Source organism: Polaromonas sp. P4_F6, from assembly GCF_056401275.1.
In genome coordinates this window covers 403,689-426,188 of record NZ_JBFUJQ010000003.1, presented here as the reverse complement: position 1 = coordinate 426,188, position 22,500 = coordinate 403,689, and the positions used below count along the sequence as shown (strand labels likewise).

Annotated in this window: 23 protein-coding genes and 1 riboswitch; of the genes, 7 read left to right on the top strand and 16 right to left on the bottom strand. The window is 63.7% G+C overall.

Features of this window, described 5'->3' with window-relative positions:
- Positions 1-5 precede the first annotated feature (5 nt).
- The 5 genes from chrA to AC1DUN_RS11465 form a co-directional block, all read right to left on the bottom strand.
- The gene (gene chrA / locus AC1DUN_RS11485) at positions 6-1,355 is read right to left on the bottom strand and encodes a chromate efflux transporter (RefSeq protein WP_477714050.1); all 1,350 of its coding nucleotides are present in this window, start codon (positions 1,353-1,355) and stop codon (positions 6-8) included.
- The gene (locus AC1DUN_RS11480; protein ID WP_477714049.1) at positions 1,352-2,296 is read right to left on the bottom strand and encodes a chromate resistance protein ChrB domain-containing protein; all 945 of its coding nucleotides are present in this window, start codon (positions 2,294-2,296) and stop codon (positions 1,352-1,354) included. The genes chrA and AC1DUN_RS11480 overlap by 4 nt, the downstream gene beginning before the upstream one ends.
- A 234-nt stretch (positions 2,297-2,530) precedes the next feature.
- Positions 2,531-3,139, bottom strand: a complete 609-nt coding sequence (gene metW, locus AC1DUN_RS11475; protein ID WP_477714048.1) for a methionine biosynthesis protein MetW — start codon at positions 3,137-3,139, stop codon at positions 2,531-2,533.
- Complete coding sequence (gene metX / locus AC1DUN_RS11470) at positions 3,136-4,296, bottom strand: homoserine O-succinyltransferase MetX (protein ID WP_477714047.1); 1,161 nt, start codon at positions 4,294-4,296, stop codon at positions 3,136-3,138. Before metX ends, metW begins: the two co-directional genes overlap by 4 nt.
- Before the next feature lie 137 nt (positions 4,297-4,433).
- Complete coding sequence (locus AC1DUN_RS11465) at positions 4,434-4,991, bottom strand: TMEM165/GDT1 family protein (protein ID WP_477714046.1); 558 nt, start codon at positions 4,989-4,991, stop codon at positions 4,434-4,436.
- 5 nt (positions 4,992-4,996) lie between these two features.
- Positions 4,997-5,175, bottom strand: a riboswitch (yybP-ykoY riboswitch).
- Between the two features lie 161 nt (positions 5,176-5,336).
- Here AC1DUN_RS11465 and AC1DUN_RS11460 point away from each other — a divergent pair.
- The 4 genes from AC1DUN_RS11460 to AC1DUN_RS11445 all read left to right on the top strand — a co-directional run bounded on the left by AC1DUN_RS11460 (position 5,337) and on the right by AC1DUN_RS11445 (position 8,535).
- Positions 5,337-6,539, top strand: coding sequence for an ammonium transporter (locus tag AC1DUN_RS11460; protein ID WP_477714045.1), 1,203 nt, complete (start codon positions 5,337-5,339; stop codon positions 6,537-6,539).
- Between the two features lie 43 nt (positions 6,540-6,582).
- Positions 6,583-7,149, top strand: coding sequence for a sigma-70 family RNA polymerase sigma factor (locus tag AC1DUN_RS11455; RefSeq protein WP_074580190.1), 567 nt, complete (start codon positions 6,583-6,585; stop codon positions 7,147-7,149).
- A gap of 18 nt (positions 7,150-7,167) precedes the next feature.
- On the top strand, positions 7,168-7,416 hold the full coding sequence (locus AC1DUN_RS11450) for a zf-HC2 domain-containing protein (RefSeq protein WP_477714044.1): 249 nt from the start codon (positions 7,168-7,170) through the stop codon (positions 7,414-7,416).
- A 663-nt stretch (positions 7,417-8,079) separates the two neighbouring features.
- Positions 8,080-8,535: an RNA recognition motif domain-containing protein gene (locus tag AC1DUN_RS11445; RefSeq protein WP_477714043.1), complete on the top strand. Its 456-nt coding sequence runs from the start codon at positions 8,080-8,082 to the stop codon at positions 8,533-8,535.
- A gap of 110 nt (positions 8,536-8,645) precedes the next feature.
- On the opposite strand, the gene AC1DUN_RS11440 is transcribed toward AC1DUN_RS11445, so the two are convergent.
- Genes AC1DUN_RS11440 through AC1DUN_RS11425 form a run of 4 tightly spaced genes read right to left on the bottom strand, consistent with a single transcriptional unit; the run spans position 8,646 to position 11,820 of the window.
- A complete protein-coding gene (locus AC1DUN_RS11440; protein WP_477714042.1) occupies positions 8,646-9,422 on the bottom strand; it encodes an SDR family oxidoreductase in 777 nt (258 codons plus the stop codon).
- Positions 9,423-9,447: 25 nt separating this feature from the next.
- Positions 9,448-10,197: an LPS export ABC transporter periplasmic protein LptC gene (lptC, locus tag AC1DUN_RS11435; protein ID WP_477714041.1), complete on the bottom strand. Its 750-nt coding sequence runs from the start codon at positions 10,195-10,197 to the stop codon at positions 9,448-9,450.
- Positions 10,194-10,796, bottom strand: a complete 603-nt coding sequence (locus AC1DUN_RS11430) for a KdsC family phosphatase (protein ID WP_477714040.1) — start codon at positions 10,794-10,796, stop codon at positions 10,194-10,196. Before AC1DUN_RS11430 ends, lptC begins: the two co-directional genes overlap by 4 nt.
- 31 nt (positions 10,797-10,827) lie before the next feature.
- Entirely contained in the window at positions 10,828-11,820 is a 993-nt protein-coding gene (locus AC1DUN_RS11425) for a KpsF/GutQ family sugar-phosphate isomerase (protein WP_477714039.1), read from the bottom strand.
- 65 nt (positions 11,821-11,885) lie between these two features.
- Between AC1DUN_RS11425 and AC1DUN_RS11420 the strand changes: the two genes are divergently transcribed.
- Both AC1DUN_RS11420 and AC1DUN_RS11415 read left to right on the top strand, forming a co-directional pair.
- Positions 11,886-13,916 (top strand): monovalent cation:proton antiporter family protein, encoded by a 2,031-nt coding sequence (locus tag AC1DUN_RS11420; RefSeq protein ID WP_477714038.1) that lies wholly within the window; start codon positions 11,886-11,888, stop codon positions 13,914-13,916.
- A 68-nt stretch (positions 13,917-13,984) separates the two neighbouring features.
- Complete coding sequence (locus AC1DUN_RS11415) at positions 13,985-14,557, top strand: adenine phosphoribosyltransferase (RefSeq protein WP_477714037.1); 573 nt, start codon at positions 13,985-13,987, stop codon at positions 14,555-14,557.
- A 24-nt stretch (positions 14,558-14,581) separates the two neighbouring features.
- Here AC1DUN_RS11415 and AC1DUN_RS11410 read toward each other — a convergent pair whose 3' ends face one another.
- The 7 genes from AC1DUN_RS11410 to rpmH all read right to left on the bottom strand — a co-directional run bounded on the left by AC1DUN_RS11410 (position 14,582) and on the right by rpmH (position 20,511).
- Positions 14,582-15,391 carry a hypothetical protein gene (locus AC1DUN_RS11410; RefSeq protein WP_477714036.1) on the bottom strand — a complete coding sequence of 270 codons (810 nt, stop codon included), beginning with the start codon at positions 15,389-15,391 and terminating at the stop codon, positions 14,582-14,584.
- 254 nt (positions 15,392-15,645) lie between these two features.
- Positions 15,646-16,137, bottom strand: a complete 492-nt coding sequence (locus AC1DUN_RS11405; RefSeq protein ID WP_007862691.1) for a Crp/Fnr family transcriptional regulator — start codon at positions 16,135-16,137, stop codon at positions 15,646-15,648.
- A 188-nt stretch (positions 16,138-16,325) separates the two neighbouring features.
- Positions 16,326-17,738: a tRNA uridine-5-carboxymethylaminomethyl(34) synthesis GTPase MnmE gene (gene mnmE / locus AC1DUN_RS11400; protein WP_477714035.1), complete on the bottom strand. Its 1,413-nt coding sequence runs from the start codon at positions 17,736-17,738 to the stop codon at positions 16,326-16,328.
- Positions 17,739-17,859: 121 nt separating this feature from the next.
- The gene (yidC, locus tag AC1DUN_RS11395) at positions 17,860-19,587 is read right to left on the bottom strand and encodes a membrane protein insertase YidC (protein WP_477714034.1); all 1,728 of its coding nucleotides are present in this window, start codon (positions 19,585-19,587) and stop codon (positions 17,860-17,862) included.
- A complete protein-coding gene (gene yidD, locus AC1DUN_RS11390) occupies positions 19,584-19,880 on the bottom strand; it encodes a membrane protein insertion efficiency factor YidD (protein WP_477714097.1) in 297 nt (98 codons plus the stop codon). Before yidD ends, yidC begins: the two co-directional genes overlap by 4 nt.
- A gap of 23 nt (positions 19,881-19,903) precedes the next feature.
- Entirely contained in the window at positions 19,904-20,323 is a 420-nt protein-coding gene (locus AC1DUN_RS11385; RefSeq protein WP_477714033.1) for a ribonuclease P protein component, read from the bottom strand.
- Between the two features lie 53 nt (positions 20,324-20,376).
- Positions 20,377-20,511: a 50S ribosomal protein L34 gene (rpmH, locus tag AC1DUN_RS11380; protein WP_007862708.1), complete on the bottom strand. Its 135-nt coding sequence runs from the start codon at positions 20,509-20,511 to the stop codon at positions 20,377-20,379.
- Positions 20,512-20,901: 390 nt separating this feature from the next.
- Between rpmH and dnaA the strand changes: the two genes are divergently transcribed.
- Entirely contained in the window at positions 20,902-22,296 is a 1,395-nt protein-coding gene (dnaA, locus tag AC1DUN_RS11375; protein ID WP_477664244.1) for a chromosomal replication initiator protein DnaA, read from the top strand.
- The last annotated feature ends 204 nt before the right edge of the window (positions 22,297-22,500 follow it).

The window sequence follows — 22,500 nt, the reverse complement described above, 5'->3', positions numbered from 1 at the left end:
CACCTTTAAATAACGTTGCTAAGCCGCAGCGCCAGGCCGACGATGCCGGAGACCAGCACGACGGGAATGACGCCAACCTTGAAGCGGAACAGCGCCACGGCGGCCGCTACTCCGATGACGGCTGAAGCCCACTCGAGACGGCCGGAGAGGCCTTGCGGCCAGAGCACGTGGTAGGCAAAGAACACGGCGAGATTCAAGATCACGCCCACCACGGCGGCTGTGATGCCGGTCAGCGGGGCCGTGAACTTCAGGTTGCCGTGCGTGGACTCAATGAAAGGCCCTCCGAGCAGGATGAAGAAGAACGACGGCAGAAAGGTGAAGAAGGTGACCACCGTCGCTGCGGCAGCACCGGCCAGAAACAGCGACTCGGGGCCGAAAATGGCCTTGGTCCAGCCACCGACGAAGCCGACAAACGCGACGACCATGATCAACGGACCGGGCGTGGTCTCGCCGAGCGCCAGGCCGTCAATCATCTGGGGGCCGGTGAGCCATTGGTAGTTGTCCACTGCGCCCTGGTAGACATAGGGCAGCACCGCATAGGCGCCGCCAAACGTCAACAGCGCGGCCTTGGTGAAGAACCATCCCATCTGTGTGAGCACCGCGTCCCACCCATACGCGGCGGCAAGTGTCGCAATGGCGGCTGTCCACAGGCCCAGGCAAACTAGCAGCACTTGCCTGACGCGCTTCCAGGTGAAGAGCGCATGGGCGGGCGTAGGCGTGTGGTCATCGATGAGGGCCGGGCCGAACTGCTTGGTGGAAGCGCCGTGGCCGCCGGTCTTGAACTTGTCGGGTGCGTACTTCCCGCCGAAGTAGCCGATGGTGCCCGCCGCGAGCACGATCAACGGGAAGGGTATGTTGAATGCAAAGATGGAGATAAACGCCGCGGCCGCGATGCCCCATAACCAGCCGTTTTTGAGGGCGCGGGAGCCAACCCGGTACGCGGCATGCACGACCAGTGCGGTGACCGCGGGCTTGATGCCGTAGAAAAGGCCCGCGATGGCCGGGACGTGGCCGAAAGCCATGTAGACCCAGGACAGCGCAACCAGGATGAACAGCGACGGCAGGACGAACAGCCCGCCGGCGACAATGCCGCCCCACGTCCGGTGCATCAACCACCCGATGTAGGTCGCAAGCTGCTGCGCCTCCGGGCCGGGCAGCAGCATGCAGTAGTTCAGGGCGTGCAGGAAGCGATTCTCGGAAATCCAGCGCCGGCGCTCCACGAGCTCCTCGTGCATGATGGCAATCTGCCCGGCGGGCCCGCCGAAGCTGATGAAGCCAAGCTTCAGCCAGAAGGAGAACGCTTGTCCCCGAGTGATGGGTTCGGGGGCCGTTTGGTCCAGGGTATGCGTTGTCATTTGGCGGCCTTCAAAGCAGCGTGCAGGGTGTCAAAAAAGGCGAAAGCCGCTTCAAGCAGCTCGTCGTCGTCTGCGTATTGCGCTTGCAAGCCACGAACGATCATTTCAATTCCCGGGGCTTCGTCGAGCGAAATACCCCCGACGTCGATGTAGTGCACGAGCTGCCCGAGCCGCGCCAGGGCGGGCTTCCCGTCAAGGCCGAAACTCCTGGCGACGACCTCGAAAGTCACCAGCTCACCCACGTGCGTGAAAGCCGCTCCGTCGAAGTCGTAGCCGAGTGCCTGTTTAGGGCACTTCTTCGGACCCGCCAGCCAGATGAAGCTCGGGGACTTGTCGATGAAGCGACTGACCAGCCAGGCGGTGGCCAGACGGTCTACCCACGGGCGCTTGCGGGTGGCCCAGGTGCGGCCCTGATAGTCCGCGATGGCGAGCGAGGGGACAACAGCCTTCGTAGGCGACGGCTCGTCCGGTGAGAGATGAAGTTCAATCTCACGACGCAGCGTCGTGACCGCGTCAACACATCGGGTGCCGTCCTCGCTCGGGAAGAAGTCGCCCGCCTGGATTTGCTGCAGCTGCTGCTCAAGGTTGCGCAATGTCTTGTGGAGCTCCGCTTCGGTGGCCTTCCCAATGCTCTTGCGCGCGTCCTTCACGGCCTGCAACAGCTCCGCATAGTGCTCGGAGCGGTCGAACAGGGCCCGGAACGCCTGTTCCTGAGCCGCATCGCGCGCCCGCAACTCGAGCAAATAGGCGTCAGCGCCAGCGTCAGCAATCGTCTTCGCAAGCTCCCGAAGAGCAACGGCGGAGGGCGCGGTGGCCGGAAGAACGTAGACCCCCTCCCGAAGCGTTCCCGCACCTGTCGCCTTGAGTGCGCGCCACACCCGAACTCGCAGGCCACTTGGGGTGGTCGGCAGCGTCGCAGTAAGGATCAGCCAGTCGTTCATGAAGCAAATATCTCATAAAGTGATGAGCGTTACAAGAGGGTTGCCCGAATTTGGGCTGAAAATGCACTGTTGGCAGCTTTTTCGGACGCGTTGCAACATGACCCAGCACTACTTGGAAGCGCCGGGGTGCTAGCTCAGAATTCCGACCGACCAAATCGGATTGCAGCTTATGTCTGCTTTTAGCCGAAGCCGCCGTTAGAGATCAGCCTTAGTCCAGGCACTCCAGCGCCAACGCTACTCACGCCGGAACTTGAACACCGCGCGACTGGCGCGGGCATTCGGCCAGAAGCGAACTTCGCGGCCGTCCTGCAGGCCGAAGGCGTCGAGAATCTCCAGCCGGTTCTGCAGCGCCAGCGCTTCAAAGTCCTGCAGCGTGCCGACACGGATGTTGGGCGTGTCGTACCACTGGTAGGGCAGCACCTTGGTCACCGGCATGCGGCCGCGCGCAACGGCCAGGCGATTCGGCCAATGGCCGAAGTTGGGAAACACGACGATGCCGGCGCGGCCCACGCGCGCGGTCTCGCGCAGCATGGTTTCGGCGTTGCGCAGGTGTTGCAGCGTGTCTATCTGCAGCACCACGTCGAAGGAGCTGTCGCCGAACAGCGCCAGGCCCTCCTCGAGATTGAGCTGGATCACGTTGACGCCGCGCGCCACGCAGGCCTGCACGTTGGCGTCGTTGATCTCGACGCCGTAGCCCGAACAGCCGCGCTCGCGGATCAGGTAGTCCAGCAATTCGCCGGTGCCGCAGCCCAGGTCAAGCACGCGGGAGCCGGGCGGCACCAGGCGGGCGATGGACAGCAGGTCGGCCGAAGGCGGCACAGTGAGGTCGGCAATCGGGTTCATGCGGCCACCTTGCTCTGGAAATAGGAACGCACGACACCGAGGTAGCGCTCGTCCTCCAACAGGAAGGCATCGTGGCCGTGCGGCGCGTCGATTTCGGCGTAGCTCACGTCGCGCTGGTTGTCGAGCAGGGCCTTGACGATTTCACGGCTGCGCGCCGGGGAAAAACGCCAGTCGGTGGTGAAGCTCACCAGCAGGAATTTGGCCTTGACCTGGGCCAGGGCCTGGGTGAGGTTGCCGCCGTAGGCGCGCGCCGGGTCGAAATAGTCGAGCGCGCGCGTGATCAGCAAATAGGTGTTGGCGTCGAAGTACTCGCTGAACTTGTCGCCCTGGTAGCGCAAATAGCTTTCGATTTCAAACTCGATGTCCTGCGTGGTGTATTTGTAGGGCGCGTCGGCGCTCGCGGTTTCCGCGACCGCCTGGCGCAGCTGGCGGCCGAATTTTTCGTTCATCACGTCGTCGCTCAAATAAGTGATGTGGCCGATCATGCGGGCGATGCGCAGGCCGCGCTTGGGCAGCACGCCATGGCGGTAAAAATGGCCGCCGTGGAAGTCCGGGTCGGTCACGATGGCGCGCCGGGCGACTTCGTTGAAGGCGATGTTTTCGGCCGTGAGGTTGGGCGCGCTGGCCACCACCACGGCGTGGCGCACGCGTTCGGGGTATTGCAGCGTCCAGGCCAGGGCCTGCATGCCGCCCAGGCTGCCGCCCATCACGGCGGCCAAAGTCTGTATGCCCAGGCGGTCCAGCAGGCGGGCCTGCGCGCTGACCCAGTCCTGCACGGTGACGACGGGGAAATCGGCACCGTAGAGTTCCTGCGTGTCGGGGTTGGGCTGCATGGGGCCGGTGGAGCCGAAGCAGGAGCCCAGGTTGTTGACACCGATCACGAAGAAGCGGTCGGTGTCGACCGGCTTGCCGGGACCAATCATGGTGTCCCACCAACCTTCGGACTTGTCTATGGGCTGGCCCTGCGCATCGAGGTAGAGGCCCGCCACATGGTGAGAGGCGTTGAGCGCGTGGCAGATCAGCACGGCGTTGGATTTGTCGGCGTTGAGCTCGCCGTAGGTTTCATAGCTCAGGTCGTAGGCGCGTATCGAGGCGCCGCTCTGCAGCGGCAGTGCCTCGACAAAATGCATGCTGAGCGGGGTGGCAATCAGTGTCAAAAAATCACCTGCAGAAAACAAAAAACCCGGCGTCGCTAAAGCGAGTCCGGGTCCTTTGGAGTTCGTCTTTAGCTGTACTTTTTAAGCGCCCGCAAGCTGAGCAAATCGGCGCTGAAAGGAAGTATACCAAGCCGGGGTCACATCAAGAGCGCGGCCAGCCCCAGCCCGGCAAAGATCAGCGCCGAGACGATGTGCACGGCGCGCAGCGGTAGCAGGCGCGTGACGCGCTCGCCGAGCCAGACGACGGGCGCATTGGCCAGCATCATGCCCAGCGTGGTGCCCGCGACCACGCTGGCGATGGCGTCATAGCGCGCGGCCAGCATCACGGTGGCGATCTGCGTCTTGTCGCCCATTTCGGCGAGAAAAAACACCAGCACGGTGGTGAAGAACACGCCGAAGCGCGGCGGTTTCCCGTCCTCGTCCGCCTCGATCTTGTCGGGCACCAGCATCCACACCGCCATGGCCAGGAACGATGCGCCCAGAATCCAACGCAGCATTTGCGGGCCGACCAGCGTGGTCACCCAGGCACCGGCCGCGCCGGCGAGGGCGTGGTTGGCAAGGGTCGCGACCAAGATACCGGCGACGATGGGCCAGGGCTTTTTAAAGCGGGCGGCGAGGATGAGGGCGAGGAGTTGCGTCTTGTCGCCCATTTCGGCGAGGGCGACGATGCCCGTGGAGACGAGGAAAGCTTCCATGTATAAAGACTCCGGCCGGACGAAAACCCATGACTGCACGCCATCCCCGGCCTGAAGCGGAGGCTGTGCAGTCAAAGGTCTCGCGTAGTCCGAAGACCGCTTGCGCCATGCCCTGAGTGGGCAAGTCTGTTGACGCAAGCCCCTTCCAGGATTGAAAGGCTGGCTACTCCCCAATGACAGCCTGCATTGTAGCCGGCGCCCTCCAACCCCCGCTTGAAGACTGAAATTGGTGCACACAAGCATCGTTCGCACGTTTGCGGCGCATTTCTTGCTTGCATTTGGTGCGATTCCTGAAATTCACGGAATTACGCACCAATAAATCACATTTCATCTCAAGAGGGACCTATGGAAGCACTAAAACAGGGCTCGGACGCCTTGTTCATTCTGCTGGGCGGCATCATGGTGCTGGCCATGCATGCCGGTTTTGCCTTTCTGGAACTGGGCACGGTTCGCAAAAAGAACCAGGTCAATGCGCTGGTCAAGATCCTGGTGGACTTCTCGGTGTCCACCGTGGTGTATTTTGTGGTGGGCTATGGCGTGGCCTACGGCACACATTTTTTTGTCGGCGCGGAGCAGCTGGCCGCCAGGAACGGCTACGAGCTGGTCAAGTTCTTTTTCCTGCTGACCTTTGCCGCGGCAATCCCGGCGATTATTTCGGGCGGTATTGCCGAGCGCGCGCGCTTTTACCCGCAGCTGATCGCCACGGCCGTCATCGTGGGCTTTGTCTACCCCTTCTTCGAGGGCATTGTCTGGAACCAGCACTTCGGCGTGCAGGCCTGGATCAAGTCCCTGACCGGCGCGGAGTTCCATGATTTCGCGGGCTCCATCGTGGTCCATGCGGTGGGCGGCTGGCTGGCATTGCCCGCGGTGATTTTGCTGGGCGCGCGCAGCAACCGCTACCGCAAGGACGGCGCGGTGTCGGCCCATCCGCCGTCCAACATTCCCTTCCTGGCGCTGGGCGCCTGGATTTTGACCGTGGGCTGGTTCGGCTTCAACGTGATGAGCGCGCAGACCATAGACAAGATTTCCGGCCTGGTCGCCGTCAACTCGCTGATGGCCATGGTGGGCGGCACCTTGGCGGCGCTGGCCTTCGGCAAGAACGACCCGGGTTTTGTGCACAACGGCCCGCTGGCCGGGCTGGTGGCGGTGTGCGCGGGCTCGGACCTGATGCATCCGCTGGGCGCGCTGGTGACGGGCGGCGTGGCTGGCGGCGTCTTCGTTGTGATGTTCACGCTGACGCAGAACAAATGGAAAGTCGACGACGTGTTGGGCGTGTGGCCGCTGCATGGCCTGTGCGGCCTCTGGGGCGGCATCGCGGCCGGCATTTTCGGCAGCCAGGCGCTGGGCGGCCTGGGCGGCGTGAGCCTGGGTGCGCAGCTCATCGGCAGCGCCATGGGTGTGGCCTGGGCACTGCTGGCGGGCTTGGCCGTTTACGGCACCCTCAAGGCCGCCATGGGCTTGCGCCTGAGCCAGGAAGAAGAGTTTGAGGGCGCCGACCTTTCCGTGCACCGAATCGGCGCGACGCCCGACCGCGAGGTCAACTGGTAGCAATGGGTGGCGGCTGCGGCCGCCTGCCGCTAGACTTCCGGCCATGCCTACTTTTGAAGAGCAGCTGGTGGAGCACCGGCTCTACCTCCTTCGTTTTGCGCGCCTGCAGCTGCGCAATGACGAATGGGCGGAAGACGCGGTGTCGGAAACCCTGCTCGCGGCCCTGTCCAAGCCCCAGTCCTTCGGCAACCGCTCTCAGCTCAAGACCTGGCTGGTCGGCATCCTCAAGCACAAGGTCATCGATTTGATCCGCAGCAATGCCCGGCTGGTGGCCGTGCCCGATGCGCAGGCCGACGAGGAGGGCGACGAGCTGGACCGCCTGTCTTTCAAGGCCGACGGCCACTTTACGGAGACGCCCAACGATTGGGGCAATCCCGACCAGACCTTGCAGCAAACGCAGTTCTTCCAGGTGCTGGACGCCTGCATGGAGCGCCTGCCGCCGGCGCTGGGGCGGCTGTTCCTGATGCGGGAATGGCTGGAGCTTTCTTCGCAGGAAGTCTGTAAGGAACTCTCGCTGACGCCGACCAACCTCTATGTCCAGTTGCACCGGGCCCGCCTGCGCCTGCAGGAGTGCCTGAATATCCACTGGTTCGGCAAACCCAGCACCTGACCGCCCGGCGCCCCTGACGTGAAACCCAAAATCACCCTGTTACGACGCACCTGCCGGGAGGCCGCGGCGCTGCTGATCGCGCGAGAAGACCGCGCGCTCAGCCTGCCGGACCATGTCGCGCTCAAGCTGCACCTGATGGCCTGCGGCGCCTGCCCCAAATTCGAGAACCAGATCCTGACCCTGCGCGCCGCGATGAAACGCTGGCGCCACTATTCCGGCGACGCGGCGGACGCAGTGGGGCAGGCTGAAGGCGATTCATCGAAGTAAGGCCCCGCCGCAGGGCGCAGCGCAGCCGCCGTCGGTCGCTGCAGCCGCGAGATGCCGAAAAAAGCATTCTTCGTGGATGCAATTTTGTGTAACTATTTCCCAAAGTTGGAACAAGATGCATATCCGGCGCGGGGCATGTCTTGCACTCCCGAAGCGTTTATACGGAATGCGCGCTGGTTGTAAGCCGGGCAGGCCTCAAAAACCGGGCCTTTCCGGGTTTTTAAGGTGCCTGCTTTTTTAATGTATGCACTAACTTAGCTTACAGATCAATTACGGACTGATTTTTTGAACAAAGGCGTAGAAATTCAGCTTTTATCAGGCGAGCGAGGCATGGAAGTCTTTATGCTTCATTTGATCCGGGCCTGGTTTGCCATCGTCGCGCGTGTCAGCATGTGAGCGCACTGACTTTGCCGTAAAAACCCGCCACCAGCTGCTTGCCCATAGGGCCGCAAAGCCCCTGTTTATGCGGGCTGGGGCCGCCTAGGTAGTAACGCTAGTGGATTGTGTTTTGGATTCGTGAAGCATAATATGCCGGTGCGAGTGTCAGCATTCGCACACGTTAGGTGATCGGTCAGTTTCGCGCGCTACAGCGGTACGTATCAAGATTTGTTGTGCTTTCGGGACCCCATCGCTTTTGTTTTTGTGTTTTAGAGGAGTCCCTTCATGGGCAACAAACTATACGTCGGCAACCTGCCTTACTCGGTGCGTGACGAAGACCTGCAACAATCTTTTGGCCAATTCGGCGCTGTCACCAGCGCGAAAGTCATGATGGAACGCGACACGGGTCGCTCCAAGGGCTTTGGCTTTGTCGAAATGGGCAGCGATGCAGAAGCCCAGGCAGCTATCAACGGCATGAACGGCCAGCCTCTGGGCGGCCGCAGCGTCGTCGTGAATGAAGCACGTCCGATGGAAGCACGTCCCCCCCGTAGCGGCGGCTTCGGCGGCGGCGGTGGTGGCGGCTACGGTGGTGGTGGCGGCGGCGGCGGTTACGGCGGCGGTGGCCGTTCCGGTGGCGGCGGCGGCGGCAGCGACGGCGGTTTCCGCAGCCCTTACGGCGGCGGCGGTAGCGGCGGTGGCCGTTCCGGCGGCGGCGGTGGTGGCGGTCGCGGCGGCTACTAAGCCCTGCTGAACCCCCTGTCTCTTCAGCCCCGGCTGAAGAGCGCTAAAAAGGCTTCGAGACTTCGGTTTTGAAGCCTTTTTGCTTTTAGGCTCCGCAAAAAAGCGCGGTGTCAGCGCTCACCCTGGCGATGCTTGCGCGCGCGCCCGGACAAGGCCTTGTCAAACAGCGCATTGGGCAACAAGCGCAGCAGCTTGGCCACCACGCCCATCTGCCAGGGAATCACGCGATAGCTGTGCCCGGCATGAATGGCCCCGAACGCCTTGTCGGCAAACGCCTCCACCTTCATCAAAAAAGGCATGGGGTAGCGGTTTTCACGGGTCAGCGGCGTATCGATATAGCCGGGGCAGATGGTCACCACTTTCACGCCGCTGGGACGCAGCTCGCCGCGCAGGCTTTCGCAATACGCGATGACCGCCGCCTTGCTGGCGCAGTAGGCGCCATGGCCGGGCAGGCCGCGTATGCCGGCCACGCTGCCTATGCCCACCAGGGTGCCGGTGCCGCGCGTCACCATGCCGGCGATGAAGGGGTGGAAGGTGGCGGCCACGCCGGTGTTGTTGGTCGCAAAGGTCTGCGCCATCACGTCCAGGTCCGACCGCACCGCGGTGTCCATGCCTATGCTGATCCCGGCGTTGGCAATCACGACGTCAGGCACGCCCTGCGCCGCAACGCAGGCCTGGCCGGCCGCGACGATGCTGCCGGTATCGGCCACATCGGCACTGTAGACCTGGTAGCGCCCCGCGCTGAGGCTGTTGGCCTCGGCCCAGGCCTGGACCTCGGCCGTGCGGCGCGCGGCCAGCGCCAGCCGGTAGCCCGCCGAATAAAAGCGCATGGCCAGCGCCTGGCCTATGCCGCTGGACGCGCCGGTGATGAATACGAGTCTGGACATGGGTGGCCGTTGAAAAAGTCGGCCGCTAAGGCGCAGCCGGTTTGGCGGGGCTTGCCGGCGCCGCCGGTAAGGTCAATGCGGGAAGACCGGGGGCGCTGGCGGCGGAGCGGGGCACCAGAATACCGTGGACGCGACCGTTGAGGTTCGCCACCTGGTCCAGGTTGTCATAAGCGAAGGTGTCGCCGACAAACTGGTCGGTACCGCGAATCAGCAGCACGGGCTTGTGGGATTTCACGCGCTCGTCGTTCAGGTAGGCATGCAGGAACTCACCGCGAAACTCCATGCGCGGTGTTTCCTTGCCGCTGGCGTCCTTGCTGGCGTCCCTGACCACCCGCGCATTGCCGGTCAGCTGCACTTCCGAGCCGTCGCCGTTGGAATAGGCGCGGTTCGCCGTCGCGGTAGTCACACGGCCGTCGGGGCGGATGCTGCGAATCCGCGCCTGGTCGATTTCAAGAATATCGGTGTCGGGGAAATGCCGGGCCTCAATGCCGTAGATTTCGCTCTTGAGCTGCCCGTTTTCGTCAAAGGTCTTGACGGTGAACTTGCGCATGAAATAGTCGATGTCGTGGCTGGCTTCCCGGGGCGCTTCGGGTGTGCTGAAGATGGGCGTATTGCGCACCAGCCAATAGGTGCCCAGCGCGAGTGCACCCATCATCAGCAAGGGCATGTAGATGGACATGCTGTCCCACACGCGCAAAAAGCCGCGCCACGCTCTCTTGAGCGGGGAGAGCGCGCCGGCGCGACCGGCGTCCTGGCCCTGTGTCGCGGTCGTCATTGGCGGTATTCCCGCAGCAACTCCGCATAGCGCCCGCCGGCGACGAGCAGCAGGTCGCAAAACTCGCGCGCCGCGCCGTGGCCGCCCGGCACCTGCGTGACATGGTGGGCCTGCGCCCGGACTTCCACATGCGCATTGGACGGCGCGCAGCTGAGCGCCACCCGGGACATCACCGGCAGGTCGGGCCAGTCGTCGCCCATGGCGGCAGCCGCGGACCAATCCAGGCCCAGCGCCTGCAGGGTAGTCTCGGCCGCGGGGCGTTTGTCTTCGGTGCCGAAATGCGCATGCGTGACGCCCAGCGCCCGCAGGCGCGCGCGCAGCACATCGCTGTCCCGCCCGGTGATCACCACGGGGGTGATGCCGGCGCGCTGCAGCAGCTTCAGGCCGTGGCCGTCCAGGGTGTTGAAACGCTTGATGATTTCGCCGGAGGCGCGGTAGCCGCCGCTGGCCTGGGCCAGGGCATGGCCGTCGGGATATTCGGAAAAATACAGGCCGCCGTCGGTGAGCACGCCGTCCACATCGAAAAACGCCACCTTGACACCCTGGGCCCGCAGCAACAGCTCGGGAGCAAAGTTCAGGGCGGGGACGGGCTGCGGCATGGGTGGCGTCAAAGAGGGCATGACAACACCATCAGATGACTTTCGCGCGCATCAAGTCGTTGGAATTGAGCGCGCCGCACAGCACGCCGGCCTCGTCGACCACCAGCACGCTGGTGATGCGGTATTGCTCCATCAGCGCGGCCGCCTCCACGGCCAGCGAATCCGCCCGCACGGTGCGCGGGTTGGCATGCATCACATCGCCGGCCTTGCTGCTGCGCAGGTCCACGCCTTTTTCGACCAGGCGGCGCAAGTCGCCATCGGTAAAAATTCCGATCACGCGCCGCGTGCCGTCGACCACCGCGGAGGCGCCCAGGCCCTTGGCACTCATCTCGCGCATCAGGTCGCTAAAACCGGTGTCGGCCCGCACCTGCGGCACGGCATCGCCGCTGCGCATCACGTCGCTGACGTGCGTGAGCAGCTTGCGGCCCAGCGCGCCGCCGGGGTGCGAGCGGGCGAAGTCTTCTTCCCTGAAGCCGCGCACGTCGAGCAGCGCAACGGCCAGCGCGTCCCCCATGGCGAGCTGCGCGGTGGTGCTGGCGGTGGGCGCCAGGTTGAGCGGGCAGGCTTCCAGCGCGACACTGCTGTCGAGCGTGACGCGCGCATGGCGCGCCAGCGCGGACTGGGCGCCGCCGGTGATGGCGATCATTGGCACGCCCTGGCGGCTCAGCACCGGCAGGATCACCGTGAGTTCCTCGCTTTCGCCGCTGTTGGAAATCGCCAGCACCACGTCCTGGCCGGTGATCATGCCCAGGTCGCCATGGCTGGCTTCGGCCGGGTGCACAAACATGGCGGGGGTGCCGGTGGAGGCCAGCGTGGCCGCGATCTTGCGGCCTATGTGGCCGCTTTTGCCCATGCCCATGACCACCACGCGGCCCCGGCAGGCCAGTATCAGCTCCACCGCCTGGACAAACTCGCCGCCCAGGCGCTGCGCCAGGCCCAGCACGGCGGCGGCTTCTATCTCGAAGGTCTTGCGGGCCAGGTTCAGCACCTGCTCGGCATCCAGTTTCACGGGGTCTGCGCTCATGGCTGCATTCTATAGAGGCGCACAAAGGCCCATGCCGGCGTGGTTTCCTCGGCTACCATCGGCGCATGAGCGCGCTTGAACTGACCCTGCTGTACCTGCTGGCCGCGGTGCTGGGTGTGGTTGCGTGCCGCTCGCTCAAGCTGCCGCCCATGCTGGGCTACCTGGCGGTGGGCGTGATCATAGGCCCCAACGCGCTGGCGCTGGCGCAAAATTCGGACGGCATCCGGCACCTGGGCGAGTTCGGCGTGGTCTTCCTGATGTTCGTGATCGGGCTCGAATTCAACCTGCCCAAGCTGCGCTCCATGCGGCGCCACGTGTTCGGCCTGGGGCTGCTGCAGGTGGCGCTCACCATCGTGCTGGCCACCGTGGGCTCGCTGTTCCTGGCCAGCATGGCGCCCAGCCTGTGGACCATGGGCTGGCAGACCGCGCTGGCGCTGTCCGGCGCGATTGCCATGAGCAGCACCGCCATCGTCGTCAAGCTGCTGTCGGAGCGGCTCGAGCTGGAGTCCGAGCACGGCAAGCGCATCATGGGCGTGCTGCTGTTCCAGGATCTGGCCGTGGTGCCGCTGCTGGTGCTGATCCCGGCGCTGGGCGCGCCCGCTGACGCGCTGCTCATGGCGCTGGCCGTCGCCGGCGTGAAGGCCACCGTGCTTGTGGGCCTGCTGCTGACCGGCGGGCAACGCGTCATGCGCTGGTGGCTCACCATCGTGGCGCGGCGCAAGAGCGAAGAGCTGTTCGTGCTGAACCTGCTGCTGGTCACGCTGGCGCTGGCCTGGCTGACCGAGCGCGCCGGGCTGAGCCTGGCGCTGGGTGCCTTCATCGCCGGCATGCTGATCTCGGAAACCGAATACAAACACCAGGTCGAGACCGACATCCGGCCTTTCCACGACGTGCTGCTGGGCCTGTTCTTCATCAGCATAGGCATGCTGCTGGATTGGCGCCTGGTGCTGGAGCGCTGGCCGCTGGTGCTGCTGCTGATGACCCTGCCCGTCATTTTCAAGCTGGTGCTGGTCACGGCGCTGGCCCGTTCGCTGGGCGCGACCGCCGGCGTGTCGCTGCGCACGGGCCTCTATCTGGCGCAGGCCGGTGAATTCGGTTTTGTGCTGCTCACGCTGGCCCAGCAGAACCGCCTGGTGCCGCCGGCCCTGCTCAACCCCATCCTGGCCAGCATGGTGCTGTCCATGCTGGCCACGCCCTTCATCATCATGTACAGCAACCGCATCGTGATGAAACTCGTCTCCAGCGAATGGCTGCAGCAGTCGCTGCAGATGACCACCATCGCGCGCAAGTCCATCAATGCCAACAAACACGTGATCATCTGCGGCTACGGCCGCTGCGGCCAGAACCTGGGCCACATGCTGGAGCGCGAAGGCATCCAGTACATGGCACTGGACCTGGACCCCGACCGCGTGCGGCAGGCCGCCGCCGCGGGCGACTCCGTGGTGTTCGGCGACGCGGTGCGCCTGCAGGCCCTGATGGCCGCGGGCCTGGCGCGCGCCAGCGCGGTCGTCATCACCTACCTGGACACCGCCAGCGCCCTCAAGGTGCTGGCCAACACGCGCGCCCATGCGCCCACGGTGCCGGTCATCGTACGCACCGTGGACGACCACGACCTGGAAAAGCTGCAGGCGGCCGGCGCCACCGAGGTCGTGCCCGAAGCCATAGAAGGCAGCCTGATGCTCGCCAGCCACGCGCTCGCGCTGGTGGGCGTGCCCATGCGCCGCGTGATCCGCGTGGTGCAGGACCAGCGCGACGCGCGCTACAACCTGCTGCGCGGTTACTTTCGCGGCGCCGACGACGACACGGTCAACGAGCTGGAGCAGGAGCGGCTGTCCAACGTCACGCTGCCGCTGGGCATCAAGTCCCTGGGCAAGCCTCTGGGCGCCATGGCGCTGGAAGCCGGCGGCGTGCGCGTCGTGAGCCTGCGCCGCGGCAACGGCAAAGCCGTGGCCGCGCAGGCGGAAACCCTGCTGGAAGGCGGCGACACGCTGGTGCTCTCCGGCAAACCCGAGGCGCTGGCCATGGCCGAAGAAAAACTGCTGCGCGGCCGGCCGGCCAAGTCCAATCCCACCAGCCCCGCGGGCGCACCGGGCTGAGGCGTTTTTCGCCCGCCGGGCGCACAATACGCGCACCCCACCCGCGCACCCCATCTGCACGACGCACCATGCCAGACCTCCACAGCCTCCAGCACCAGTCCATCAGCCAGTATTTGCGCAACCACATCCGCACCGTGCCGGACTGGCCCGCGCCCGGCGTGCAGTTTCGCGACATCACGCCGCTGCTGCAAAACCCCAAGGTGTTTCGCGTCCTGATCGACGCTTTTGTGCACCGCTATATGGATCCGGCCTTGCGCCCCGACGTGGTGGCCGGCCTGGACGCGCGCGGCTTCATCCTGGGCGCGGTGGTGGCCTACGAGCTCAATGTCGGTTTTGTGCCTGTCCGCAAAAAGGGCAAGCTGCCGTTCTCCACGGTACAGGAGACCTATGAACTCGAATACGGCAGCGCCACGGTGGAGCTGCACACCGACGCCGTCAAGCCCGGCGACAAGGTCCTGCTGATCGACGACCTGATCGCCACCGGCGGCACCATGATGGCCGGCAAGAAACTGCTGGAGAAGCTGGGCGCCAGCGTGACCGAGGGTGCGGCGATTGTGGATTTGCCCGAACTGGGCGGGTCGGTGAAGCTGCGGGCCGCGGGCCTGCCCTTGTTCACGCTGATTGATTTTGCCGGGCACTGAACGCCGCCCGGCGCAGTCGGGCGCCTAGACCAGGTCGCCGTACTGGGTGCTGCTGAGCGCCGGCGAGGACGGCGAATCCGGCATCTCCGTGTCTTCAAAGCCAGTCAGCAATGCGTAGGAGCGCGGGCCGCTTTTGCTCCTGGCGGCGTCCCTGGCCTCTTTGACTTCCTTGGCTTCCTTGGCGTCTTTGACACCTTTCTCGGGTCCGGTGGCCGGCCCCTGGGCGGAGGCAGCCAGCAAGGCCTGCTTGAACGCGGCCACTTCGTCGGCCTGTATCGGTTCGTAGCGGGGAGTCGGTGGCTTGGCGGGCTTGGCCGCCGCATCGGGAACAGCGGGGACAACGGCAGCAGCAGCGGGGGCGGCCACGCTTTGTGGCGCGTCCTGGGTGCTGGGCTTGGGCTTGACCACCACCGCCGTTTCGTCGATGCGCCAATACACCGCGGGCACCGTGATTTCGAAACGCGCCTTGGCATTCTGGATGATCAGCGTCTCGATTTCGCCGAGCTGCTCCGAAGGACGGCCGAAAGCTTTGGCGAGATCCATCATGACGAGGAACTCATTGCCGCGCTGGTCCAGCGAAAGCACCTTGAATTTATAGCTGGCGGACAGCACGCCGGAACGTGTCATGGACTCGCGGATCGCGACATACAGCTGCTCGCGGCGGGCGTGGCGCTTGAGCTTGGCGCCGTCACCGGGCGCGGCGGCTTCAACAGGCAGCCGTCCCGGGACGGAAAGGGGTGATTTGTCACGCGCGGCGGAGGCGCGCCTCTGCTCCTCGGCGGGAGAAGGTTTGACCGGGCTTGGTTTGCTGGAAAACCAGTTGAGGAAAGACATATATCGGCGTTCTTGTAATGGATGGGGCAATTTTCCGTCAATGCGATGTGTGAAGTCTGTAAGCAATGCCCACAAACCACACCTGCTGTTGTTTGGCGGCTGCTTTAACGGTCACTTTATCGAATCGCCCGCGTTATCGCACGGTAAAAAATCACGAGCGTTGCCGCTTTGTCGCCAACACATGCAAACCTTTGGCTCACAAGAAGCCTTGTCTGATGACTGCTGTGCGCGCCGTGGCGCACCCGCATGTCGCCTCAGGTCACCGCGACGCGCTTGGGCCGGTTGTACAGGCGCTTGGCCATCACCGAACCCATGGCCATGGTCAGCTCCAGTGCGATGGGGCTGTGGCGATTGGCCAGTTCAAGGAAACGCATGGGCGTAAGGCACCAGAGCTTGCAAGGGGTGGAGGCATGCACCGTGGCGCTGCGCGGCATGTGCGAGAAAAATGCGCCTTCGCCGAGCACGGTGCCGGCGCCGACCAGGGCCATGCGCACGCGCGCTTTTTCATCTTCGTAGTGAACGCTGAGGGTGCCGCTTTCAACAAAGTACAGCGTGCGGTCCAGCGCGCCTTGCTCCATCAGCACCTGGCCGCTGTTCAGGGCAAACGGCTGCAGGTAGCTGGCCAGGATGTCCCAGTGCGGCTGGTTGAATTGACAACGCAGGGCATCGCTGGCGTGGCAATGCAGGATGGCCTGGGCCAGGCCCTGGATGTCAAAACGGATGGCGGCGGGGAGTGGAGCGTTCATAGTGCAACGGAAGATACCTTCGCACTACAACAGCAGCAAGGGCTCTTAACGCCCACTTACACCTGATACAGGGGTGGTCCGATTTGTAATTTCCCCCTCGAGAACAGGCCATTTTTAACCCTTTCCGGGGGTTTGCGACCGCTGGTCCGTGCGCAGCGCCCGCCTATCGTTCGCTGGCCGCCCGTTTACTACTTTCCAATACAGAATCTCGAGAAAATTTCACCCAGCAGGTCGTCCGGCGTGAACGCGCCGGTGATCTCGCCCAGGTGCAGCTGGGCTTGCCGCAAGTCCTCGGCCAGCAGGTCCAGCGCCGGCTGCGCCGCTTGAAGCTGCATGCCAGCCTTCACAAGCTGCTCTTCAACCTGGCGCAGCGCGCGCACATGGCGCTCGCGCGCCATAAACACTCCTTCAGGCACAGCCTGCCAGCCCGCGACGTCCAGCAACCGGTTGCGCAAGTCCTGCAAACCGGTGCCGGTTTTGGCGGAGATCAGTACGCCGCCCCTGATAGAGCCCAGCGCCTGTGCGTCGGCCGCATCGCACTTGTTCCAGACATCGATGACGGGCGTGTTGCGCGGCAGCTCGCGAGCCAGCACCTGCGCGATGTGCGCGTCGGCAGCCAGGTAGTCGGCAGTGTGGCGGGTCAGGTCGTGCAGGAAGAGCACGGCGTCGGCGCTGGCGATTTCGGCCCAGGCGCGTTCCACGCCGATTTTTTCGACTTCATCGAGCGCATCGCGCAGGCCGGCGGTGTCCACCACATGCAGGGGCACACCCTCGATCTGGATCAGCTGCGACACCTTGTCGCGCGTGGTGCCGGCAATCGGCGTGACGATGGCGAGTTCGGCGCCGGCCAGTGCGTTAAGCAATGAACTCTTGCCGGCATTGGGCTGGCCCGCGATCACCACCTTGATGCCTTCGCGCAGCAGCGCACCCTGCACGGCGCGCTGCATCACGGCGGCCAGCGTCGTTTGCAGTCGCGTAAGCTGGCCTTGCGCATCGGCTTTTTGCAAGAAGTCGATGTCCTCTTCCGGGAAGTCCAGCGTGGCTTCCACCAGCATGCGCAGGTGGATCAGCTGCTCGAGCAGCGTGTTGACCGCCAGCGAGAACTCACCGGACATCGAACGCGCGGCCGAGCGCGCCGCGGTTTCGGTGCTGGCGTCAATCAGGTCGGCGATGGCCTCGGCCTGCGCCAGGTCTATCTTGTCGTTGAGGAAGGCACGCTCGGTGAATTCGCCGGGCTGCGCCACACGCAGCCGTGGTACGGCGGCCTGACCGGTAATGGGATCGAGCGCGGCACCGGCCTCCAGGCAGCGCGCCAGCAACAGCTGCAGCACCACGGGCCCGCCATGGGCCTGCAGCTCCAGCACGTCTTCGCCGGTATAGGAATGGGGTGCGGGGAAATGCAGGGCCAGGCCCTGGTCTATGGCCGCGCCCTGCGCGTCACGAAAGGGCAGGTAGGTCGCCTGGCGCGGCAGCAGCGCGCGGCCGCACAGCGCCTCCATCACGGGCGCGATGTGTTTGCCGGAGACACGCACAATGCCCACGGCACCACGGCCAGGCGCGGTGGCGATGGCAACAATGGGGTCTTGGTGTTGGGCCAGCATGGTGTTAGATATTAAGCGGCAATCGGTTGGCGGGCCCGGCCGGGGCGCGGCGGCAGGGCCCCCATCAGCTTCCAAAGAAAAAGGGCCGCGAAGCGGCCCAATTTTTATTTTTCGCCCCGCCTTAATTGAATTTAGGCAGGTTGAACTGAGGCGGCACGCCCATGCGGGTGTTGATCACCCACTGCTGGGCAATGGACAGGATGTTGTTGGTGATCCAGTACAGCACCAGGCCGGCCGGGAAGAAGAAGAACATCACACTGAAGATCAGCGGCATGAACCACATCAGCTTGGCCTGCATGGGGTCCGGCGGCGCGGGGTTGAGCGCCGTCTGCAGCATGGTCGTCAGCGTCATCACGATGGGCAGGATAAAGAAAGGGTCCGGCGCCGAGAGGTCGTGGATCCAGCCTATCCAGGGCGCGTTGCGCATTTCGACGCTGGACAGCAGCACCCAGTACAGCGCGATGAACACCGGGATCTGGATCATGATGGGGAAGCAGCCGCCCATGGGGTTGACCTTTTCCTCGCGGTAGATCTTCATCATGGCTTGCTGCATTTCCTGCGGCTTGTCCTTCAGGCGCTCGCGCATTTCCATGATCTTGGGGTTGATGGCCTTCATCTTGGCCATGCTGGCGTAAGCCTTGGCATTGAGCCAGTAGAAGGCCACCTTGAGCAGCAGCACCAGCGCCACGATGGACCAGCCCCAGTTGTGGATGAAGCCGTGCAGCTTGTCGAGCAGCCAGTACAGCGGCTTGGCCAGGATGGTGAGCCAGCCGTAGTCCTTCACCAGCTCCAGGCCGGGGGCAATGGCTTCCAGGGTTTTTTCTTCCTGCGGGCCGACAAAAAATTTCGAGTCGATGGATTTGCTCGCGCCGGGCGCGATCGTGTCCAGCGAGGTGATCATGCCGACAGAGTAGAGGTTGGTGCTGACCTTCTTGAAGAACAGGTCACGCTTGATGCCGTCGCCCAATATCCAGGCCGAAGCGAAGTAGTGCTGCACCATGGCGGCATAACCGTTGCTGGCCTGTTTCTCCACGTCTACCTTGTTGTTCTCGATGTCCTTGAACTCGACCTTCTGGTACTTCTTGGCTTCGGTGTAAATCGCCGGGCCGGTGAAGGTGGAATAGAAGGACGACTCTCCGGGCGGCTTGTTGCCGTCGCGCACCAGCTGCAGGTAGAGCTGCGGCGAAACCGCGGCCGTGCCGGTATTGACAACGTCGTGGCGCACCGCGATGTCATAGGCGCCGCGCTTGAGCGTATAGGTCTTGACCACCTTGAGGCCGCCGACGTCGGCCGACTCGAACTTGACTTCAAGCTCGTTGAGGCCGTCTTTGAGCGAACGCTCGCCGGGGACAAGCTTCATCAGGGTCTTGTGCGTGGGGAAGCTGTCGGGAGCGCTGCCGCCGATCAGGCCGGTCTGCGCCACATAAACGCGGTTGGCGCTTTCATCGAGCAGCACAAAACCCTGGTCCTTGTGCGTCTGGTCCTTGTATTTGGCAAAGGCCGAATGCACCAGGGTGCCGCCTTCGCTGTCAAAGGTCAGCGTGAGCACGTCGGTGTTCACCACCACACGCTCCTTGGCGGCCGCGGGCGTGAGGCTGGGCGCGCCTGTGGGCACGCTGCCCGGCGCGGCGGGCGCCGCATTGGCGGCCTGGGGCGCGGGCACCGAAGAAGCCACGGCACCGGCAGCCGGCGCGGAAGCGGCCGCGCCAGCAGCGGGCGCCTTGGCGGACTGCGTGCTGGAGGGGAAGAAGGTCGCCTTGTGGCCGTTAAAAACCTGCCACTGGTCCCACAGGAGGACCATGGAGAAACCAAATATCACCCACAAGATGGTGCGGCGGATGTCGTTCATGACGGCGTCTTTTTAGAAGGGGTAGGGGCCACGGGCGTGGCCAGGCGGGAAAAGAGAGAGAAGGAGCGCGCCGCAGTGGCCGGCGGTACGGGATCGTGCCCGCCTTCGCACCAGGGATGGCAACGGGCCAGGCGGCGCAGCGTGAGGTAGCTGCCCACGGCGGCGCCGTGCTGCTGCAGCGCCTCTAAAGAATATGCGGAACAGGTCGGCTCAAAGCGGCAGGCCGAGCCCAGCCAGGGGCTGAGCAGCAGGCGATAGCCTTTGACCAGGCCTATCAACAGCGTTTGCGGCAGGCGGACGAGGGCGGCCGGCAGGCTCATGGCGCTTTGGCTCCGGCCTGCATCAGGGCCTGGACTTCGGCGCGCACGGCCTGCTTGAGCGGCTCGGAGCTCGCGCTGGCGAATTCGGTGCGCGAAAAATCACGCCGCAAGCGGACCACATAAGCGGCCTCGGGGTACTGATGCGAAAAATCAGCGCTCACGGTGTAAATCTGGCGTTTGATGGCGTTGCGCGTGACAGCCCGTTTGGCCCAGCGTTTGGGAACCATGGCCCCGAGCCAGGTGTCCTGGACGGGGAACAGCGACCTCGCCGAAAGGGCATCAACAGGGCCGCCGGACTCGGTCTGCACCGGCCTGGCGTCCAGCGCATTGCGGTGCAATGCGAAGTGCGTTGTTTTTGCAACGATGGCGCCGGCAAGGACTGCCTGGAACTGGGAACGGGTTTGAAGCCGCTGCACGAGCGCCAGGCCTCAGTTCGGAAAACTGCGGATGGCCAGCAAAAACGACAGGCTTAGACAGCCAGGCGTTTGCGGCCCTTGGCGCGGCGCGCGGCGATCACTGCGCGGCCGCCGCGCGTTTTCATGCGCGTCAGAAAGCCGTGCGTGCGGGCGCGTTTGACTTTGGAAGGTTGGTATGTGCGTTTCATGATGAGTCCTGTTAGCCGGTCAGCTACAAAGCTTCCCCTGGGCGATTCGAATGATCTTGGTGGCCGTACAACACAACCAACTCTGCAAGTCTGCAAACAGGTAAAACCCGCTGCGAATCAGGGAAACCCATGATTATCGCAGATTTCCCAACGCTGGCAACAAGTTAGCCCACTCATTGGGGGTAAAGGCTGAGAAGCTCCCGGGCGCCGCCGCGGGGCCGCCAAAACCCATCCGGGCGGCCCGAGAATAGGTTGAAACACTGAGCATTTATTTTGTGGATAACTCCCCGCCCGGACTACAATTGCCGGTGCTCAAAATTAACAATATCCACAAGCAGCGACACGCCGCCCGGCCCCTTCTGCCAGGCCGGCAACCCGGCAAAAACCAGCATGAGTGAGGCATCCGTCCAAAACCTGAGCCAGGGCTTGTGGCAAAGCTGCGTCGACCATTTGGCGCAGGAATTGCCCGAGCAGCAGTTCAACACCTGGATCCGTCCACTGGTGGTTGACGTCGCGGCCGACCTCTCCAAAGTCACGGTTCTGGTGGGCAACCGCTTCAAACTGGACTGGGTGCGCGCCCAGTATGCGGGCCGTATTTCGGCCCTGCTCGAGAAGATTTCCGGCCAGGCCATAGCCCTTGAGTTAGCGCTTGCTCCTCGCGAAGCGCCCGTCAAATCGAATTCCCTGATTCGCAGCTTTGAAGGCTCGAATATCCCCGAGCCCGCCGGCCTGGGCGTTCCCGAGGAAGCCGCCGGCGCGCCTTTCAAAAACCGGCTCAACAGCGCGCTGACCTTCGACACCCTGATTGAAGGCACGGCCAACCGCATGGGCCGGGCCGCCGCCCTGCATGTGTCCAGCAGCCTGGGCCAGCTTTACAACCCGCTTTTTATCTACGGCGGCGTCGGTCTGGGCAAGACCCATTTGATGCACGCCATCGGCAACAAACTGCTGGTGGACAACCCCGCCGCCAAAGTTCTCTACATCCATGCTGAACAATTTGTTTCAGATGTGGTTAAAGCTTACCAGCGCAAGACTTTTGATGAATTCAAGGAGCGTTACCACTCCCTGGATTTGCTGCTGATCGACGACGTCCAGTTCTTCGCCAACAAGGACCGCACCCAGGAAGAGTTTTTCAACGCTTTTGAGGCCTTGCTGACCAAAAAGTCGCACATCGTGATGACCAGCGACACTTACCCCAAGGGTTTGACGGACATCCACGAACGCCTGGTCTCGCGCTTTGATTCCGGCCTCACGGTCGCCATCGAGCCGCCCGAGCTCGAAATGCGCGTGGCCATCCTGATCCGCAAGGCCGAGGCCGAAGGCGCCTCCATGCCCGAGGAAGTCGCCTTCTTCGTCGCCAAGAACGTGCGCTCCAATGTGCGCGAGCTCGAAGGCGCGCTGCGCAAGATCCTGGCCTATTCGCGCTTCAACCTGAAGGAAATCTCCATCCAGCTGGCCCGGGAGGCCTTGCGCGACCTGCTGTCCATCCAGAACCGGCAAATCAGCGTGGAGAACATCCAGAAGACCGTCGCCGACTATTACAAGATCAAGGTCGCCGACATGTATTCCAAGAAACGGCCCGCCAGCATCGCCCGGCCGCGCCAGATCGCCATGTATTTGGCCAAGGAACTGACCCAGAAGAGCCTGCCCGAGATCGGCGAGCTCTTCGGCGGGCGCGACCACACCACGGTGCTGCACGCCGTGCGCAAGATGTCCGCGGAGCGCCAGCAGATGACCGAGCTCAACCAGCAGCTGCATGTGCTGGAACAGACCCTGAAAGGCTGAAAGCACGTCTATATATGGGAAATGAATCCTTTAGCGCTCAGTTTTTGGGGCCCAATCCCCGGCTCAAAGGCCTTCACAACAAGTTTGGGGACAACTTTTGAACAACCCATGGTTTATCCACAGAAGCAGATGACAATCGAAAGTTGTTCATATCCGGCAGTGAACTTCCAAGGCATCTGGGCACATGGTTAAACAAACGCCAAG